The sequence below is a fragment of the Paraburkholderia sp. RL18-085-BIA-A genome (assembly GCF_046027075.1).
Taxonomy (GTDB): Bacteria; Pseudomonadota; Gammaproteobacteria; order Burkholderiales; family Burkholderiaceae; genus Paraburkholderia.
Genome location: NZ_JARESU010000050.1, coordinates 20268 through 39547, shown reverse-complemented (window position 1 = coordinate 39547; position 19280 = coordinate 20268). Strand labels below are relative to the sequence as shown.

Here is a 19280-nt window from a genome sequence, read left to right as displayed (position 1 = left end):
ACAGGGCTGGTCCACGATTCACGCGCTGCAGCGCGATGGCGCTTATCATTACGGTACAGTCTGGCCGCCGTTGCTGATGAAAAAGGACAGACTTTCATCTACTGAACACGTTGGACGGTCGATGTCGGGTCGGGATGTTCTATGCCACCGCTACGCGCAATCAATCTTCTCCAGTCGACGGAAGGTGCCCGGCTCCATGGTCCGGAGCTCGACCGCTGGCGCCGCTGGGGGCCTTATCTGAGCGAGCGGCAATGGGGCACCGTTCGCGAAGACTACAGCGAAGACGGCACCGCCTGGGACTACTTTCCGCACGATCATGCGCGCAGCCGCATGTACCGCTGGGGTGAGGACGGCATCGCCGGATTCGGCAACGACCCGCTCGACTGGTGCGTATCGCTCGCGCTCTGGAACGGGCACGATCCGATCATCAAGGAACGGCTCTTCGGGTTGACGAATGAGCAAGGCAATCACGGCGAGGACGTAAAGGAGCTTTACTTCTATCTCGACGGCACACCGACGCATTCGTACATGAAGATGCTGTACAAGTATCCCCACGCTGCGTACCCGTACCAGGATCTGATCGACGAAAACCTGCGGCGCGGCGCCGATAAGCCCGAATATGAAATCCTCGATACGGGCGTGTTCGACGATAACCGCTACTTCGACGTCTGCGTCGAGTATGCGAAGCACACACCCGACGACATCACGATGCGCGTTAGCGTCGAAAACCGCGCGGATCAGTGCGCGGCACTTCATGTGTTGCCGCAATTCTGGGCGCGCAACAGATGGGCGTGGTCGGGCAAGCCCGGCAAGCCGTCGCTCGCGCTGGAGTCGAATACCGAGGAAGGTGCGTGCGTCGTCGCCCACAACCCTGCGCTCGGAACGATGATCGTGACGGCGTCGGCGCAACAGCCGGTCGAGTGGATCTTCTGCGAAAACGAAACAAATGTGCGCCGCATTTTCGGCTTCGAAGGTGCGGGGCCGTTCAAGGACGGCTTCAATGATTACCTCGTTGACGGCGACGAGCAGGCAATCCGGCGCGACAAGGGCACCCGCGCCGCCGCGCATGTGTGTCTGCAGCTCGGGCCTCATGAGCGCTCGGTGCTGTATCTGCGCTGGCGTCCTGAACAGGCTTCGGATGTCGTGCCTCTCGACATGGAAGCGCTCTTCACGCGCCGGCAAGCGGAAGCCGACGAATTCTATGCTGCGCTTCAGCACGACATCCCCGACGCAGATGCGCGGCTCGTGCAGCGTCAAGCGCTCGCCGGCATGCTATGGACGAAGCAGTACTACCAGTTCGACGTGACGCGCTGGCACGACGGCGACCCGGGGCAACCGAATCCACCGAGAGCACGCAGGCACGGCCGCAACGCGGACTGGCGGCACATGTGCAATGGCGACATCGTGTCGATGCCTGACAAGTGGGAGTACCCGTGGTACGCGTCGTGGGATCTTGCATTTCATGCGGTCGCGTTCGCCGTGATCGATCCCGACTTCGCGAAGAAGCAATTGCTGCTGCTCGTGAAGGAACGCTATATGCATCCGAACGGGCAATTGCCCGCCTACGAGTGGGCGTTCGGCGATGCGAATCCGCCGGTTCATGCGTGGGCCACATGGCGTGTGTATGAACTCGACCGCGAGGTGACGGGCGTTGGCGATCACGAATTTCTCGAAGTCATGTTCCACAAGCTGCTGCTCAACTTCTCGTGGTGGGTCAACCGCAAGGACGCCGAGGACCACAACATCTTTCAGGGCGGCTTTCTCGGGCTCGACAACGTGGGCATCTTCGACCGGTCTTCGCCGCTGCCCACCGGTGGCCGCATCGATCAGGCCGATGGCACGGCATGGATGGCCTCCTACGCGCTCGATCTGATGCAGATCGGCCTCGAACTGGCGATGACGAACTGCGCGTACGTCGAAATCGCAGTGAAGTTCTTCGAGCACTTTCTGTATATCGCGGAAGCGGTCAGTTGCAGTGAAGGGTGCAGAACAGGGCTATGGGACGGACAAGACGAATTCTTCTACGACGTACTCCACCTTCCGGACGGTACCCGTGTGCCGATGCGCATTCGTTCGATCGTCGGACTGATTCCGCTGTTCGCCGTTCACGTGCTCGAGGATCGGGTGTACGGTCATCTGCCAGGATTGCGCGAACGGCTGGCGTGGTTTCTCGATCATCGGCCGAATCTCGCCAAGCTGGTGTCGCGCTGGACCGAACCGGGCACGGGTAACACCACGCTGCTGTCGTTGTTGCGCGGACATCGGATGACTGCGCTGCTGCGCCGCGCACTCGATGAAGCCGAGTTTCTCTCCGGGCACGGCGTGCGGGCGCTGTCCCGTGTGCATCGCGATGCACCCTACGTCTTCGATCATGACGGCGTGAGCCTGCGCGTTCAATACCAGCCGGCCGAATCGGACTCGCGCGTGTTCGGCGGCAATTCGAACTGGCGCGGGCCGGTCTGGATACCGGTCAACTACCTGCTGATCGAATCGCTGTATGAGTTCCATCGCTACTACGGCAATGAGTTTCGCGTCGAATATCCGACGGGATCGGGCAAGCGTTTTTCGCTGAGCGAGATTGCCGACGACCTCGCGCGGCGCGTCACCACGCTCTTTCTTAAAGATGCACAAGGGGTGCGGCCGGTGATGGCGGCCTATCCGATGCTGCAAGCCGACCCGCAGTCGCAGGATCTCGTACTATTCCACGAGTACTTTCACGGGGACAACGGACGCGGCGTCGGCGCTTCGCATCAGACCGGCTGGAGCGGGCTCGTCGCGCTGCTGCTGCAGCCGCGCATGATGAAGCTGTCCCATGTTGCGGCTGATGTTGCGTCGGTGGATGCGCCAGTGGCAAAAGACACCGCACCGGCCATGGCCCGGTAGCTTTTCGGCCGCTGGAATCGGCGGCCACCGGAGGGAACGAAAGCTGGTGGCAACCGCTGCATTCGATATCTCGGGCATTGCTGCCGCGGAAACTCATCCTTAACGGTTGACCACGCTCCTGGGCATCGTCAGCACAACGGCGGCCGCCACAAGCAACGAGGCTGCCACGCAATACAGGCCCATGTCGGTGCTGTGCGTCATATCCTTGATCCAGCCAACCAGATAGGGACTGACAAAGCCCGCCAGATTGCCGACCGAATTGATCAGTGCAATGCCCGCGGCCGCTGCCACACCACCCAGGAATGCAGGCGGGATCGCGGTGATCGCACGCCGCTAACGATAAGGAAACACCCATCGCCGATCTAGGCGCGCCGGGCAATAGGATTTATTACGCCGATATATAAATCCCCGGCGCCTAGGGCTTCTGCCAGGGCGGCTCGCGGAAGACTTCGACGAAGTAGTCGATGAAGGCGCGGATGCGCGGCACCAGTTGGCGCTCGGGCAGATAAACGACATGGATCGCGGTGTCGTCCTTGGCCTGGTACTCCGGGAGGAGCGGCACCAGATCGCCTCTGCGGATCGGGCAAGGCAAGGTGCGCGGCCAGGCGCATGATGCCCACGCCGGCCACGCACAGCTGAAAAAGCGTTGTGCCGTCGGTGCTGCGGAAACTACCCTGCACCGCGACTCGCTCGAGCCTGCCGTTGACCATGAACGGCCACACACTGGTTCAGATGCTCGCGCGGCGACTCCCAGGTCAGGCAGGCGTGTCAGGACAGGCCGAGCGGCGTCACGGGTGTGCCGTGCGCAGCGAGATAGCCCGGAGAAGCGACGACGATTCGTTGCAGGTCGCAGAGCTTTCGGCTGCGCAAAGAGGAATCCTGCAGGCGGCCCATGCGGACTGCGACATCGAAGTTGTCCTCGATCAGGTTGACGTGGGGAATCCGACAGGGAAAAATGCACGCACAACTTCGGGTAGGACGACAGAAAACCGGGCATCGCGGGCACCAGTTGATCCATGCCAAACGCTTGAGGCACGCTGATGCGCAGGTTGCCGGTCGGCTCACTGGATCGAACCTGCGCTTCCGCTTCCTCCAGGCTATCGAGAATGTCGTTGCAGGACGAAAGAAAATGCTCGCCTTCATTGGTCAGCCGCTGCCTGCGCGTCGAACGATGCAGCAATTGCACGCCGAGCCTGCGTTCGAGGCTGTTGACGCTTTGACTGACAAAAGGCTGGCTGCCCCCCAAAAGACTCGCCGCCGCGGTGAAGCCGCCGGCCTCCACGACCGCCTTGAAGACGCGCATCTCGAGCAATCTTTCATCTGTCGAATCCATGTACAGCAATGGGCTGCACAATTTATCTGGTTTGGCTTCGATACCGTCCGTGCCCGCTATCTACGGCTCGTGGAATATCATGGCTCTTACTGGGGTTGATTCCATGGCCTGCGGCTCGCCAAACCTCACATCATGCCGCCGGCAGTACTACTTGTGCTGCCGCCGCCGGACGAAGGTGTGGACGTCGCTGTGAGCGGATGGGCGCGCCCCGCCGCTGACAGGAGCGCAACGGCGGCCTGAGCGGGGAGCCCATTGGCGTCGATAGCGCCCGCAGCCGCCAGCGCGTCGAGATCGCTGTCGACGCCTGGTTGCCCAACAATAAACGGCGTCGTCAGAAACGCCGATGCCGTGAGCGTGAGAGCGTAGTGCTGTTGCAGATTGGTGACGACCGCCGCTTGCGCAGCAAGCACATCGGCCTGGTTCGCCAGCACTTGCTGGAACTGTACGTTACTCGGGAAGCCCGCAATCAGATTGGCCTCGGTCGTGCCAAGTTGTGAGGCGAGATAGACCAGCATCAGCTCGGTCTCTGGCGTCGTATTGAAGGTGCCGCCGACAAATGCAAGCGAATGCAGGCTAGTGCCGCCAGAGATCACGGTAAGGATGCAGGGAAGCGTGGCGTTGAACGTGATGGCGTAGTGCCCACCGCCGTCCGACAGGGTGGAGCCCGAACCCTGCGCGCAACTGACGCCGACCGTCGCGCTGGCGAGCGCATTGCCGGTGGCGGCCGTGCCGGATAGGGTGACGTCTGGCATCCTATTTCCGCCACTACAGCCGTCGAGGCCAAAGCAGGCACTTCCGCCGCACGCGACGAGCGTCGCAAGCAAAGCCACGCAAATTGCAGCCACTGCCGGGCGAACGAAACACGCATAGTGAGTGTTCATGGTTGCCTGCCGTTGATAGATTGGGATCGGACAATCGGTTCCACGCAAAAGACCGGCGCTACGTTTAATTTTAGCGTCCGATGCCCGGGCGTCGTTGCCACCTCAATCATGCGGACAAGCCGACATTTGAATGTCCCGATTCGACCGAGAGACAACGGCCGAAACTGGCCGAACTGGACCCGACGATGTCCGGCTCAGGTCGCCCCCATTGGACCATTTGCGCCACCGTTCATCAGGGGCAACTGACGGGACACCACCGGTCATCGATGGCAACGCGCGGCTTAAAACTTTGACGCCGACGAGACGCAGCCAGCTCTCGTCGACGATCTCTTTAAACGAAGCGTCTTGAGCGTCGGATGCCGCCAGGAAGCTCAGGTCCGCGTAATCGATGCGCCGCCGTCGACTAGCGAAGCGGTACCAGTCACGAACGACGAGTCATCGGACGCAAGATAAAGCACCGAGCGGGCGAGTTCTTCCGGCCGTGCGACCCGCTTGAGCGCATGCAACCCTGTCACGAAGGCCTGCGACTCAGCGGTGTCGTTCATGTCGCGATACATCGGCGTGTCCACCGCGCCGGGCAGAATGGCGTTGACGCGCACCCCTTGCGGTCCGTACTCGGCGGCAAGCGCCTGCGTCAATCCAATCAATCCGGCCTTGCTCGCGGCGTATGCCGCCGTGCCCGGAAATGCGAATGAGTAGCCGACGAACGTCGACGTGAAGATGATAGATCCACCACCCTGCTTAAGCATTTCGGGGATCTGGTGTTTCGCACCCAAAAAGGCGCTCGTCAGATTGGTCGCCAATGCTGCCGACCAGCCAGCCTCTGACACGCTCGTGGTCGGGCCCATTTCGCCGAGGGTGCCAGCATTGTTATAGGCGATGTCGAGACGGCCGAAACGGCTGACGGCGAGTTCGACCAGCGCTTTCGCGAAGTCCTCTGACTGCACGTCGCCTGCCAAAAACGCGGCCTCACCGCCTTCGCTTACGATCTCGGCTGCGAGCGTTTCAAGTTCAGCTTCGCGGCGCGCCGCGATCACCACTTTCGCGCCCTCTGCTGCGAACAGTTTAGCGGTGGCACGGCCAATTCCCGCACTGGCGCCGGTCACGATAGCGACTTTTCCTGTCAAGCGTTGCATGTTCAATCTCCTGCTGCAGTTTGTTGACCAGTGCCCGATGCCTTGGTCCGTGGGAGCAATATAGGCTTCAGCCGCAGACCCAGGAAGGCGTAAAACGTGGGTATATCATTCAGCATTTGTGAATGATCGGAGAAGCCCATGGATCGGCTGCGCGCTTACGAAGTCTTCGCGACCGTGGTGAGCCGCGGCAGCTTCACGCGCGCGGCCGATGTGCTCGAGACGTCGCCTGCCAACGTGACCCGCTACGTGAATGAATTGGAAGCGCATCTCGGGACGCGCCTGCTGAATCGCACCTCACGACGACTTTCTCTCACCGAGGGCGGCGAGACCTTTTACGCCCGCTGCAAATCTATCCTCGACGACGTCGCCGAGACTGAGGGGCTTGTTTCATCTGCCTCGGTGGAACCGCGCGGCCGACTGCGCATCAATGCGCCTGTGAGCTTTGGAATTCTGCACCTGGCGCCGCTATGGCCCGAGTTCATGCGCAAATATCCCGAAGTGGAGCTCGACGTTGCGCTGATTGACCGCGTTGTCGATATCGTCGATGAAGGCTATGACCTCGCCATTCGCATCTCACGCGCCGGCTCAACTGACCAGGCGGCCCGCAAGCTGGCGACATCGAGAAATATCCTGTGTGCTTCGCCAGCCTATCTGGCGCGTTGCGGATACCCCACAACGCCATCGGATCTGATCGAGCAGCGATGCATCGGCTACTCGTATGCGGCCACTGGCGATGAGTGGCAACTGATCGACAGCGAGGGCAAGTCCCACCCCGTGAAGGTCAACTGTCACATGCATTCCAATAATGGCGATACGGCGCGCGCAGCGGCGCTCGCTGGGCAACGCGTGATCTGGCAACCCACGTTTCTGGTCGGCAACGACCTGCGCGCCGGCAGGCTCGTTCAGGTATTGCCGGAATACCATTTGCCTGACATCGACGTACTCGCGTTGTACCCGAGTCGTCGGCACCTGAGTGCCAAGATCCGCGTAATGATCGATTTCCTGGCCGATGCGTTCGGTGGTGTGCCCCCGTGGGATCGGGACGACGGAGATTGATCAGGCGTCACGCCAACGCCGAGCTTCAGGCGCTTCAAGCTGCATCCAGCAGTTTCCGACAGTCCGGTTTGGGTCAGGCGGCGCTACAGCATGTACGTGGCAAAGCTGTGAGGGGGCGTGTGTTAGTGCCTCTCGCAATTCGCATAGGCGGCCCGAACTTCGCAAACCCGTAATCGGCAGCGCATGACCCGTTGCAGACATTCGAACCGACACAGCTGCGACGGCGGCTTCGAAAAGTGCAACGGCCGTTCACCTATGCACGCCGAAAGACGATTCATCGGTGCGGACGTTCATCGCGGTGAACGACGTCGCCGAACGGTCGCTGACGGGTACGGGCGCGATAGCGACCGTGCCCGTCCACATAGGACCCGACATTCAGCGGACAAAATCTTGCGGCCGAGACTGGCTATTCACTGTGTCGCAGGTGTCCAATCGCTAAACGTCGCGTCAATCTCACTCGTGCGGCGCGTGGGCTTCAAACAGGAAGGCTTCTCACCGCACTATCTTCGCATTGATGGGAAATGGCGCGACCATGAACGTTGGGCATTGCTCGCGGACGAGGATGCGCCCGTTGCGAATTGACTAGGTGGAGCGGCTCCTGGGGGACGTGCCAAGTCTGCGTCCGGCCAGGAAGGGAGTGCCCGGGTCCTCGCGCTCACAGTCGAGCGGAACCGCTCAACCGCCTCGCGGACTAACCGCCGTCGGCCGACATTCGAGCCGGGTCACTGACGAACGATGCAGCATACGGCATCTCCTGAGCCGGCGCAGCGTGCCGTTCCGCGTAGGCGCGACGCATCGGCTTCAGCACGAACAGCGCGAGCAGTGCCGCCACTGCGGCCATTCCGGACGCGAGCATGAACACCGCGTGCCAGCTGCCCGTCATCGCCGTGACGACGCTGGTAAGCGGCACCAGCAGCGCGGCCGTTCCCTTCGCCGTGTACAACAACCCTGCGTTGGTGGCGGCGAATTTCGGTCCGTACGTGTCGCCGCAAGTGGCGGGAAACAGGCTGTAGATTTCGCCCCATGCAAAGAACACTATGCCGGTGAGCAGGACAAACGCAACCGGGGTGTGGCCGTACTTCGACAGCGCCAGAATACCGATCGCCTCGATGGCGAACGCGATGAACATCGTATTTTCCCGGCCGATGCGATCCGAGATCCAGCCGAAGAACGGCCGGGTCAAACCGTTCAGCACGCGGTCGATGGTCAGCGCGAAGGTCAGTGCTGGCAAGGTTAATCCGAGCAGCGAGACCGGCGAATCGTGCAGACCGAAGTCTTTTGCGATCGGTCCGAGCTGCGCGGTCGCCATCAGGCCGCCCGCAGCCATCATCACGAACATCAGGTACATGACCCAGAACACCGGTGAGCCAACCACTTCGCGTGGCGTCGCGTTGTAGACCACGCTCTTCACCGCGCTCTTCGCCGTCGCGAGCAGAGTGGCCGGCGGCGCGAGCAGTGCGAGACCGAGTATGAAAACGATGACACCCTGGCCAAGACCGAACCAGAGGAACGTCGCTTCGTAGCCGCTGCTCTTGATCATGCTGGCAATCGGCACGACGGTGGCCGCCGACCCTGCGCCAAAGCCGGCCGCAGTTATCCCCGCGGCGAGTCCCCGGCGATTGGGAAACCACTTCAACGCGTTGCCCACACAGGTGCCGTACACTGCGCCCGCGCCGACACCGCCAATCGCGGCCGCGATATACAGCTGCGGCAACGATGACGCCACCGAATTCAGCGCCCATGCCCCTGCGCAGAGCAGGCCGCCGACGACCACGACGGGACGCGGACCGTACTTGTCGACGAGATAGCCTTCGATCGGCACCAGCCACGTTTCCGTCACCACGAAGATCGTGAATGCAACCTGGATCGCGGTGCGGCCCCATTGGTATTTCTCGTTGATCGGGTTCACGAACAACGTCCAGCCGTACTGCATGTTCGCGATCATTGCCATGCAAATCACACCAAATACGAGTTGCACCCACGGCGACGCCCTCCACGACGACGCCCCTCCCTGTAGCTCCGTGTTCATAACCGTCTCCTAGGCCTGGCTGCCTGATGTTTGCGGGGCCAAAATGGCTTCTCCGCCGGTCACCAGCTCGATCGCCGGTGATCCACCCCATACAGTATGTGATATATTAAGTAAGTCAAGTGAAAGAATGATTGGGGTTGTCACCACGTAATTCTTTGGATGAAAGCTAACCGTATGTAAGCGCCAACATTGTTTTGCTGCAAAAAAAGAGCCCGCTGGCAATGCCAGCGGGCCGAGGACATGAAGCGAGACAAGGCTGTTCGCAACATGCTTTGCCTTTATAGATGAAAGCAAAGAGTAATGTTAGCTTTTTGTTTGAAAGAACTTGCGACTCTCAGCGACGTCGATCCATCGAGAGAGTGCGCGAAATTGGCGCAGAAATGGGCAGCGGCAGAAGTTCCAGGCAGGTTCCGATTCGACTTGTCCAGCGCCTGCCCTTTGTGTTTCCCCATGATTGCATGAAAGCGCATACGGGCAGGCGTCGATCAAGCCTTAACAACTCCAGTCCTCGGCGTAGCTCCAGAGCTGCTGTTTATAGGGCGTGAAGCGAGCCGGGGTGTTGTCCGACCGCGCAGTTCGGAGCAAAGGGCAAGGGACAAACGACCGTTTCTCGCGACGAGCCGGAGAAAATCGCGGAAGGAATTACGGTGCCGATCAAACGGCGGCCGGTTGAATAAGCGCCAGGAAAAATGCGGCGTCAATGGGAAGCCCGAGCAATATTCGACGTGATAACCGGCAGCAAGCCGCTGCCGGTTTCAACGACGTCCTTTAGCGGTCTATCTGCTGGATGCCCGCCAGTCGCCACGCCTGGTCGCCATGTACGCTCCTGACCAGGTTCCAGATTTCCTGGAACGGCTGGGCAGTCTGTGCATCGTCCTCCCGAATCTGACCGTAAAAGCGAACGCTGACCAGCGTTTCATCCGCACTGCTTTCCGTGCCCAGCACCTCGGCATCGAGTTGCGTTACTTCCGTAAGGCTCGGCTGGCGGCCCCGGCCTTCCAGATCCTGCTTGATTCGCGCAAACATCTCTGGCGTCGTCAACTCGAAGAGGTCACCCTGCTCGTTCCGGTCCCACGCGCCTTGAAGACGCATGAACATCGACTTTGCCGATGCGACAAACGTGGCCTGGTCTGGACCCAGCGAAGGATCTGGCGCCTTCGCCGCGCCGGTCGGGCCCATCGCTGCGCGCGGCCAGGTCCGGAGATTCGCTTCAGGCCGCGCTTGCCCGATCTGATTCAGAAATTGTGAGCCGTTCGATTGCTGCCGGTTCGCAGACCCGTGCCCGTACGCGAGATCCGGACGACGCCGGTTGGCGATAAAGCGGAACAGCATCACGCCGGCCAAAATCACCAGCCCGATAAGCAGCGCATTCGACAGCATTTGCGCCAGCCCTTCAGCCAGGCCAAACGACGACAGCAAGGCTGCAATTCCAAGGCCGGCGGCGAGGCCGGCGAGCGGGCCCATCCAGCGGTTGCCAGCCGCGGCAGCAGGCGCCTGCGTGGCCTGCTGCGCCGGCTGGGCTTGCTGGTTTCGTTGCCCCTGTCCGGACGGCGACGCCGCTTGCGACTGGCGCCCGATACTTTGACTGCCGCCCACCCGCTTCGCTTCGACATCGTTCGACGCCACGGCGCCGAGGGCAAGCAGTCCCGCCAGACCGAGCGCCGCTGCCCCGCGCGTCACCGCACCGGCAGCACGTCGAAATTGATTGACGAATTGCGTGAACATAAAAAGCCTCTTTTGGTGAGTCAGGGGACTGCCCGTCCGCGTGTAGTCCATACTCGCGCGACAACATTACGAACAGTAATATTATTTAGCTCGTTAAACTTGCCACCTGTTGCGCCTTCGATCCATCATGAGTGGCCTCAAAACTGTTGCCGTGGATGTAGTGCTCTAGTTGCTGAATGGTGTGTGCCTGCTCGGCAACCAGGTTCTTGATCAGATCGCCGATCGACACCATTCCGATCACCTGCTCCCCGGCAATCACAGGCAAATAGCGTATCCGGTGCTCCGTCATGAGCGCCATGCATTCGCCGGTCGTCTGCTCCGGGCTGACGTAGCGCAGCGTCGTCGACATGATGTCGCGCACCGGCGTATGCCTTGATGAGCGGTCCATCAGAACGATTTTCCGGGCGTAATCGCGCTCTGTGACGATGCCGGCCACGCGCCCCTCGTGTGCAACGATGAGCGCGCCTACCTGCCGGTGCGCCATGATCGCTATCGCGTCGTAAACCGAAGTGGACGCCTGGGTGGACCACACCGTCTGGGAAACTTTTGAGCGAAGGAATTGCGCAACCGAAGACATATGTCACCTCTGTCAGTTGTCGTTAGCCGCCCGCTGGCGCCTAGGTGCGAGACTTAAATCTAATCGAACCCGAGAGAATATAAAATTCGCATTTTTGTTGCCAATACTTCGTATAAACCGTAGCTTCTGATTGTCGGAGGGGGCGTGAACTACAAGCATCTGCATTACTTTTGGGTCGCGGCGCACGCGGGAGGGATCGTCCGCGCCGGCGAGCAGTTGCACATCTCGCCGCAAACGCTCAGCGGCCAGATCAAGCTGCTCGAAGAAGCGCTGGACAAAAAGCTGTTCAGGAAGAGCGGGCGCACGATCGAGCTGACCGACGCGGGCCGACTGGCGCTCGACTACGCAGACGAAATATTCTCGCTGGGCTCGGAACTAGAGAGCGCGGTGCGACGAGAGAACGAAGCCGGCGCGCAAACGCGATTTCGCGTCGGGATCGCGGACTCAGTACCGAAGGCGATCGCGTACCGGCTGCTCGAACCGGCGCTGAGCGCTTCGGCGTCGCTGCGGATGATCTGTCACGAAGGCAAGCTGCATGCGCTGCTCGCGCAACTGGCCGTACACCGCCTCGACCTGATCATCGCGGATGCCCCCATTCCCGCCGACGTCAACATCAAGGCGTTTAATCACCGGCTCGGCCGCTCTACGCTCAGCTGCTTCGGCGCAGAGACACTAGTCCAAAGCGGCAAGAAACGTTTCCCGTTATCGCTCGGTCAGTTGCCGGTGTTGCTGCCTGGCACCGAATCGGCGGTGCGCCGCAAACTCGATCACTGGCTGGCGTCACATGCAATTTCGCCGCGCATCGTCGGCGAATTCGACGACGGAGCGATGACTATGGCGTTCGGCCGTGAAGGCCGCGGCTTGCTGTTCGCGCCAACCGTGCTGGAGAGCCAGTTACACACAGAGCACAAACTGAGGGTGGTCGGGCAGATCAACACCATCGTCGAAGAGTTCTTTGCGATTTCGATCGAGCGCCACGTGAGTCATCCGGCTGTCGCGATGATCATGGACGCGGCGCGTAGCGAATTGTTCAATGGTTAGACGGTCCCGTTTCGGTAGACGGCGCACTATCTTCTAGCGTTCGCGAGTGGTCGCTGCTCCGCGCGACCGGTGCGTTCCGCGCAACGCCGTATGCAAGCGATCGCGGCCGGCGCATCAATCGGTATCCTTGCAGAGTTGAACCGCGCTGCAGCGCCTGACGTCAGCAACGCAATGCCGATCGCCGCCGCGTCTGCAGCGCCGAATATACGACGGCTCACCGAGCCAATTCTCCGGGCATCCCACTCAAAAGCAAGTATTGCGAATTGGAATGTATGTCGCGGTGAGCAACTCTCCCAACAAGGGTGATTGCAGGAAGGGTGGAACGTCGCCAAGGATACCCGCGGCGAGCAGCAGTGGGATCTGGCTGGGTCCAGCAGTTGATTTGATCGCGAAATGAAGTCGAACCACGCCGAATGCCGACGGGAAAACCTGCGGTTCACGGCCGCTCGAAATGGATCTGCCGCTGGTTCGCTCGCTGAAACCTGAACTGAGGGACGGGGCCTTTACCGCATGTTGCCGGCCTTACGTCTGCCTGGGTAGTGTGGATAGCATCAGGTTGGTCAACGGAGTAACTCTTTGACGCTGCGCGTTGCTAACCGATTCAGCGTACTCGTCGGCAACAAGTCGGTTCCTCATGCTACGCTCAACCCGAGTCCATAAGGATACCAAACCATTTTCAATTCGGGCAGCATCTGGGCATTGCAACTGCGCGCAGAGAAGTGGGCCCCGTTCATTCGGACAGTGTTTTCGGTTTTTTAAGTGGAGTGCCAGGTGGTCATGCTGCCGTCTTTACCGCAGGCAAAATCGCGAAGTAGCCTCGTCGGGCGTACGGTCCGATAGGCTTGAATGAGGTCTCTTTTGGTTGTACCTGGTGAGGAACCCGACATTGAGGAGTGGCCATAATCGAGAGGGGGTGAACGGCCGGTTGAATCCGCCCCGATGAAGCAACGTTCAACGTAGCGAATTGAATGGCCGCTTCCAGGGGATGGTGTTGAAAAAGTCGCTGAGCGCCTCTCACGCAAGGTTTTCAGGGGTCTTCTTACCCTTAACCGATGTTCGGCAGCGGTTTGTAGGCCGACCGGAGAGGTCAATTTTTTCGCCAACGAATCGCAAACGCCACACAGCGACTTTTTCGACAGTATCTGGGTAGAACCGACGCCAGAATGTCCGAGCAACGGTGTGGGCGAATGGCGGTTGATGGCCGCACTAAACCGAACAGTCGATGGCTCGGTCCGACCCGTTGCATACGATGAACCGGAGGCCGCATCAACGGCAGTTTCCAGCGCGCAACCGACATCCTTGCCCCAGTGCTGGCCAACCGGGGAGGCCTTCGCAGTCATCGGCTATCGCGCGATAGTCCGTCATTCGCACCGCGCGATTCTGAATGCGCCTGCCTTTTGTCCGATATTCATTTGGCACCTGCAAATATTGTGGATTACGCTCCTTTTTGCCATGCGCCTTTAAAGCGTGGCTGACTCACGAAGTCACAATTGCGCGGACTTTCGTGCACCCCTTCTGCACGTGCCTGCCGACACCGAGCAAAAATGACCGCTTGGTGAAGCGTTTCGCCAGTCAATTACTTTGGCCAACGCCGAGGCCTTCTCGCATCTCACGCGGGAACAGCCGATCTCATCGATGGCCCCTCTTTCGCTTATCGCTTGTTTCCACAAACAGCGGCAGCCAGGTATCACTGCACCGCTTTTTTAATTTCATTTGTTTGAATTGGGCGCCTCATCCCGCCAGGCAATGGGCCCCTGCGCGCCGTGATGTTACGCGTCTGATTGGGTGATAAGGAGATGATCATGAAGATCAAGCAATTGAGCATTCTGTCAGCAACCGCCGTTGCACTTCTCTTGCTCAGTGGCGCCGCGCAGGCCGACGGCCGCGACGGCCACGGCAGCCACGGCGGCCTTTGCTCGAACGCAACCCTGAAGGGACCGTATGGGTTTACCGGTCATGGAGAAATTCTTGGATTGATAGGACCGGACAATAAGGTTCATCCGTACGCCTCTACGTCGATCCTTGATGACGTCGCCCTGGTGACGTTCGACGGCGCAGGCGGCTTTACGCGCACCGACTTCTGGGTTATCGGCGGGCTGCCGAAAGGGGGGCAGACTACGTTTAATCCGAACCAGAATGGAACCTACACGGTGAACTCCGATTGCACCGGCACCATGAAAATCCTCTACACCGCTGGCGGAGCCGTGCCGGCCGGCGTCGAGACTGATCTGAACATCGTGGTCGCCGCCGACGGGACGCTCATCGAATCCGTCGTCTACAGGGCGGTCACCGTGTCAGGCGAGAGCGGGGACGGCAAGGTGCAATGTCCACAGTATTGCGAGCAAGGTGTGCAAGAAAGCTTTGAGGGGAAAAAGGTCGTTGTCTACGGCTTCCGCTAGTCGAGTCCCGGATGGGCTCACGCTCGCCAGGGCGCTTGCCATGAGTGGCGCTGAGCCCGTCCTTGAGCGCAGGTTTTCGGTCCTTTAATTCCCGCGCCTTCTGCCTGGCGATTGGGTCCCTTCCGCCCTATCGCGATACGGAGGCCGCCGGTGCTCGCGATGCTGGCGGACACCGACGCCACCAACATGATCATGGCAGCGCAGGGAGGCCGAACGTCGATCACATGATCACATGATCACCAGCGTAAGCATCTACGCGCGCGGGCCGCATGGGAGGCATACGAGGAAAAGGAAGGAAGGGAACAGAACGGGAATCACAATTGACGACGCCGGACGGCTCAACACGACCGCCGGCCTCGCAGCATGCGCGTCGAACGGGCTCCTGGCCGGTCTTTGCTTCACGCGAGTGGCGTACAGTGGCCTTCATGCCAATGACACGGTTACAGTGTTCAAGCCGGTTGTTGCTCGATTACACCGAACCAGCCCATACCTCGATAAGTTTCATAGCCAGGTGTCAGCGCATATCCGACAAGCGATCTCCCAGCAGTACGATAGGTCCCGACATCAGCAGTGTTCGGTGGCAGGTCGAAGCGCATACTCTCGTGGCCCCCTGTTGCGGAGGAGGCGATCACTCGACCACTTGCGTCAACGATCATGCAGCGCGTCCGCTCCCGTTCTCCACTGGTCAACCGGACGCCATTTACTACGGTCGACGCCTGCTTGGCCCAATCGAAGAACACGGCCAGAACGCCGACGACCTTTCCGTCACTCGCACCGTCCTGGCGGATCGCCGTCGCATAGGTGGCAACCTGCGCGCCGTTTAATTCCGCGACCATGTCAACATTGGCGGTTGCGTACTCATCGCCGGACCGCGTTGCGAGCGCCGCAGTGAACCAGTCATGCTGGGCTGCGTTCACTGTATCGACGACTGGAAACAGCGAAGGTCTTCCATTCGCAACGACGCAACCCTCGGTATCCAGCACCCAGATGTCGAGGTATACCGTATAGCTATCCAGGATGACCGACAGCCGCATTGCCGCATGCGCGGCGGCCGACGACGATCCAGTCGTCATGCAATCGACAACCGCCGCATCGGTTGCCCACCAACGCACATCGCATGACCGTTCGTAAAGATTGCGGTCAATCACGTCTATCATGTTCAATGCAAGGTCGGTCAGACGCTGGCCTTGTTGCCGCTCAAGCTCCGTCACCATACGTTCGCTGATGCTGGCCAATTCCTTACCGAGTTCACCGGTGAGTTGCCCGATCCGGCCGGACACGTTCTTGACCTGGTTTGCGACGACCGCAAAGCCGCGGCCCGCTTCTCCCGCGCGAGCAGCTTCGATCAATGCGTTGATTGCCAGATAGGTCGCCTCGCGGTTGATCAGGTCGATATCGGCGATCTTATCCCTGGATATCTTGCGCACTTCGCGGGTCAACTCGGCGATCATCGCGCCTTCGGACGATTGACGAGGCTTTGCCTGCTCTATGGACATCTCTTGTATCCCGGTTGCGTGCGGGGTGGGGAGCTCGTGGCTCCTCGCCGGTAGAACTAGTGGGGTTAACGGCACTCTGAAAAGGATACTTAAGAAAAATCGACCGATATATTGCCGCTTGGATGCGCCCTTTTTCGTGCGCACCGACGCTGTGCAATTTTTGCCACTTTTCGCCCGTCGCGAGCGGCCGCGTTGGAATTCGCCAACGCGCAATTCCGAGCCACGGCCGCCCCTCCGACTTTTCTTCACAACGGACGGCTAGTCTCGGAATAGAAAGTCCTCATTGCAAATCTGTAATCGCTCTGTCTGTTTCGCGTTAACTAGTTCCTGGTATGCTCGAAGCGGTTTCCCCACTTGCATCACGACTGGGCACGTCGTGTTCCTTCTCCGAATGAACCTGAGTTTCCTCAAGCAATGGTTAAGAAGCCCTGCAACCGTAGGCGCAGTGGCTCCTTCGTCGCGTTGTCTGGCCGATGCCATGGCTGATGGCGTTGAGGCGTTCGAGGCGATCGTCGAGGTGGGAGCTGGCACCGGAGTCGTGACGGACTCCCTCGTGCGCCGGCACCCGACAGCGCGGCTGATCATATTCGAGCTCGGAGATCAACTGGCCGCCGAACTGAGGGGGCGATTCCCGCAGGCGCGTGTGGTCGGCGGCCCATTCCATGAGAACGTTTCGGTTCTGCAAGAACTGCCAGCGAAGACGATTATTGTCTCCGGATTACCGTTTCGTTCGCTTTCGTCTGGCGTCGTCGAACCAACGGTTGCGGCCTTCGCCGAACTCCTTTACGCGGACCGGGCTCGACGTCTTGTGCAGTTCACGTATCAACCGAGAGTCCCATTTACAGCCCCTATAGGCTTGTGTTGGCACCGCATCAAAACAGTTTGGCTGAATGCGCCGCCAGCGAACGTCTGGCATCTCAGCAGCAAGACCAACTGGCGAGGTAGCGACGCGGCGCGCCTTGTCGCGTCGCCCTGATCCCACCATCGCGATATAACGCGACGCGTGCCGTCCAACCCAGTGGCATGCAGCACAGTTATTGAGTACGTATCCCCGCCGGGCCGCGTCACATTGCTTGAATGGATGACGGCCGTGCTGCCACCGGAAGGCCACGCGGGGAGGGATGACGGCCGCTGTAAGACCTTTGAAGTGCGGAAATCTCCGCACCTGATTTCGCCTACCTGGCCAGGACCGGGGCGCCAGCGAAGCGTTGTTGTTCTGCATCGTCTGGCCCGGCAGCGAAGTCATCGCAGGCCGCGTGGTTTTGTGCGCTCTGACCACATTGGTGGCTCATCACGGTATCAAGCGACGCGCGGCCGACGCATTTCCTGCTGGGAGCCAGGCGCATCGCAATGACGAACGTCACAGCCGACAACAGTGACACCAGGAGCACCGTCCACTCAACCGGGAGATAGTCGCCGTCGATCGCCCAGATCGTTGCGGCAGAAATTGGCGAGACACCCTTGTGATAGATCGTGACGCTCATCCCCGCGGCCTTTTATGCTGTATTTCACTTCATACCAGTGCTGCGACCGCTTGACGACGCCGGCGGCCAGAAGCATTGCCGCGAGCAGGACCTTGTCTGCCAACGCGTTCAGAATCTGTGCACGCCTGAGCAGACGGTGTCTTGCGACCAGTCACCCTGCCGGCCACTCGTCAACCCGGCGTTTAGGAACCGGAGTAAATCGACTTCATGCCGTCATTGGCTCCAGCACGGACTGCTGCGGAGGCGCCGGAGGCCGACGAACCGCTGTCCACGCCACCGTAGCTGCTCGCCCCACCGTTTTGTGCCGCCACCCGGGCTTCGGCAGCCTGGATGCCGTCCGGGTAATGCGGGTTGTTTCCCATACCCATGGAGGGGCGCCAGCCGGCCTTTTCGAGTTGGACGAGCTCGGCGCGCACTTGCGCACGCGTCACCGGCCCGTTTGATTGTTGAGCGAACGATACGGCCGGCGCGGCCAGGGCCGACGCGAGCGCGACGGCGGAAACGAGTGATTTGATGTTCATGGTGAAACCTCCGGTATTAGTTGTCGGGTGCGAAACTGCTTATTGCGTTTCGTAAGCGCGGTCGCGGTGTGGCTGAGCCGGGGCGCTGCGCGCTCAGACTGCGATGCTCGGGCGAGATACTTTTGGCAGCCTGCCCGCGCGTCCGAAACCAGCGCATTAATGGTGGCTGTAGACCGCGTTCCAGTCGGCCATCGGCGCGGCCGGGCGTCCTGCTTCCGACGAACCCCTTGCGACACCACCGTAACCACTTGCCGCGCCGTTCTGCGCAGCCACCCTGGCTTCGGCGGCCTGGATTCCAGCCGGATAGGTAGTGTGGTCGCCGTCGCCCACGTGATAGCCGGCCTTCTCGAGTTGGACGAGTTCGGCGCGCACCTGCGCACGGGTGACAGGCTCGTTCGATTGAGCGAACGATACGGCTGGCGCGGCCAGGGCCGAAGCGAGAGCGAGGGCGGGAATGAGTGACCTGAGCATGGCGAAACCTCCAGTTGTTGACCGCGAACGGCGATTTTTAGGTGTCGTGCAGTGTGCTGCGGCGACAACGGAAGTAAGTATAAACCCGTACTATTAATATAGTATAAATAATAGATTCTATCGATCAAATAGGCTGCTTCTAAAGCCATCGAGGCCTACGACGGCTGTTATGCGCGAAAGCTGGCGCACAATTGTGGCTGAGCTCAATCCGCCTCAACCTGTCACCAAGCCCCAATCTGGAACCGCGC

14 protein-coding genes and 3 pseudogenes are annotated in these 19280 nt (G+C 60.3%); 6 read left to right on the top strand and 11 right to left on the bottom strand.

The features are described 5' to 3' along the window. The first annotated feature begins 141 nt into the window (after nucleotides 1-141). Nucleotides 142-2883 (top strand): MGH1-like glycoside hydrolase domain-containing protein, encoded by a 2742-nt coding sequence (locus P0D89_RS28025; RefSeq protein ID WP_408362377.1) that lies wholly within the window; start codon nucleotides 142-144, stop codon nucleotides 2881-2883. Between the two features lie 99 nt (nucleotides 2884-2982). Here P0D89_RS28025 and P0D89_RS28020 read toward each other — a convergent pair. The 4 genes and pseudogenes from P0D89_RS28020 to P0D89_RS28005 form a co-directional block, all read right to left on the bottom strand. Continuing rightward, nucleotides 2983-3201, bottom strand: a pseudogene (locus P0D89_RS28020) (MFS transporter); the annotation flags it as partial. Nucleotides 3202-3298: 97 nt separating this feature from the next. After that, nucleotides 3299-4216: pseudogene (locus P0D89_RS28015) on the bottom strand (LysR family transcriptional regulator). 125 nt (nucleotides 4217-4341) lie between these two features. Beyond that, nucleotides 4342-5097, bottom strand: a complete 756-nt coding sequence (locus P0D89_RS28010) for a hypothetical protein (protein ID WP_408362376.1) — start codon at nucleotides 5095-5097, stop codon at nucleotides 4342-4344. 371 nt (nucleotides 5098-5468) lie between these two features. After that, nucleotides 5469-6233, bottom strand: coding sequence for an SDR family oxidoreductase (locus P0D89_RS28005; RefSeq protein WP_408362375.1), 765 nt, complete (start codon nucleotides 6231-6233; stop codon nucleotides 5469-5471). A gap of 138 nt (nucleotides 6234-6371) precedes the next feature. Between P0D89_RS28005 and P0D89_RS28000 the strand changes: the two genes are divergently transcribed. Continuing rightward, nucleotides 6372-7289, top strand: a complete 918-nt coding sequence (locus P0D89_RS28000; RefSeq protein WP_408362374.1) for a LysR family transcriptional regulator — start codon at nucleotides 6372-6374, stop codon at nucleotides 7287-7289. A gap of 435 nt (nucleotides 7290-7724) precedes the next feature. Further along, nucleotides 7725-7871, top strand: a pseudogene (locus P0D89_RS27995) (GNAT family N-acetyltransferase); the annotation flags it as partial. 109 nt (nucleotides 7872-7980) lie between these two features. On the opposite strand, the gene oxlT reads toward P0D89_RS27995, so the two are convergent. The 3 genes from oxlT to P0D89_RS27980 all read right to left on the bottom strand — a co-directional run bounded on the left by oxlT (nucleotide 7981) and on the right by P0D89_RS27980 (nucleotide 11620). Next, entirely contained in the window at nucleotides 7981-9318 is a 1338-nt protein-coding gene (gene oxlT, locus P0D89_RS27990) for an oxalate/formate MFS antiporter (protein WP_408362373.1), read from the bottom strand. A 768-nt stretch (nucleotides 9319-10086) separates the two neighbouring features. Beyond that, nucleotides 10087-11043, bottom strand: a complete 957-nt coding sequence (locus P0D89_RS27985) for a Tim44 domain-containing protein (protein WP_408362372.1) — start codon at nucleotides 11041-11043, stop codon at nucleotides 10087-10089. An 85-nt stretch (nucleotides 11044-11128) separates the two neighbouring features. Further along, nucleotides 11129-11620: a CBS domain-containing protein gene (locus P0D89_RS27980; RefSeq protein ID WP_408362371.1), complete on the bottom strand. Its 492-nt coding sequence runs from the start codon at nucleotides 11618-11620 to the stop codon at nucleotides 11129-11131. A gap of 144 nt (nucleotides 11621-11764) precedes the next feature. On the opposite strand from P0D89_RS27980, the gene nhaR reads away from it, so the two are divergent. Both nhaR and P0D89_RS27970 read left to right on the top strand, forming a co-directional pair. Beyond that, a complete protein-coding gene (gene nhaR / locus P0D89_RS27975; RefSeq protein ID WP_408362370.1) occupies nucleotides 11765-12661 on the top strand; it encodes a transcriptional activator NhaR in 897 nt (298 codons plus the stop codon). A gap of 1802 nt (nucleotides 12662-14463) precedes the next feature. Continuing rightward, nucleotides 14464-15060 carry a hypothetical protein gene (locus P0D89_RS27970; protein ID WP_408377540.1) on the top strand — a complete coding sequence of 199 codons (597 nt, stop codon included), beginning with the start codon at nucleotides 14464-14466 and terminating at the stop codon, nucleotides 15058-15060. A gap of 449 nt (nucleotides 15061-15509) precedes the next feature. Here P0D89_RS27970 and P0D89_RS27965 read toward each other — a convergent pair whose 3' ends face one another. Further along, on the bottom strand, nucleotides 15510-16556 hold the full coding sequence (locus tag P0D89_RS27965; RefSeq protein ID WP_408362368.1) for a methyl-accepting chemotaxis protein: 1047 nt from the start codon (nucleotides 16554-16556) through the stop codon (nucleotides 15510-15512). 478 nt (nucleotides 16557-17034) lie between these two features. Between P0D89_RS27965 and P0D89_RS27960 the strand changes: the two genes are divergently transcribed. Next, the gene (locus P0D89_RS27960) at nucleotides 17035-17532 is read left to right on the top strand and encodes a class I SAM-dependent methyltransferase (RefSeq protein WP_408362367.1); all 498 of its coding nucleotides are present in this window, start codon (nucleotides 17035-17037) and stop codon (nucleotides 17530-17532) included. Nucleotides 17533-17731: 199 nt separating this feature from the next. Here the strand turns inward: P0D89_RS27960 and P0D89_RS27955 are convergent, their stop codons facing one another. From P0D89_RS27955 to P0D89_RS27945, 3 genes are all read right to left on the bottom strand, one after another. Then, complete coding sequence (locus P0D89_RS27955; RefSeq protein WP_408362366.1) at nucleotides 17732-18040, bottom strand: hypothetical protein; 309 nt, start codon at nucleotides 18038-18040, stop codon at nucleotides 17732-17734. A 182-nt stretch (nucleotides 18041-18222) separates the two neighbouring features. Further along, nucleotides 18223-18555: a DUF4148 domain-containing protein gene (locus tag P0D89_RS27950; RefSeq protein WP_408362400.1), complete on the bottom strand. Its 333-nt coding sequence runs from the start codon at nucleotides 18553-18555 to the stop codon at nucleotides 18223-18225. 162 nt (nucleotides 18556-18717) lie between these two features. Further along, nucleotides 18718-19032 (bottom strand): DUF4148 domain-containing protein, encoded by a 315-nt coding sequence (locus P0D89_RS27945; RefSeq protein ID WP_408362365.1) that lies wholly within the window; start codon nucleotides 19030-19032, stop codon nucleotides 18718-18720. Nucleotides 19033-19280 lie beyond the last annotated feature (248 nt).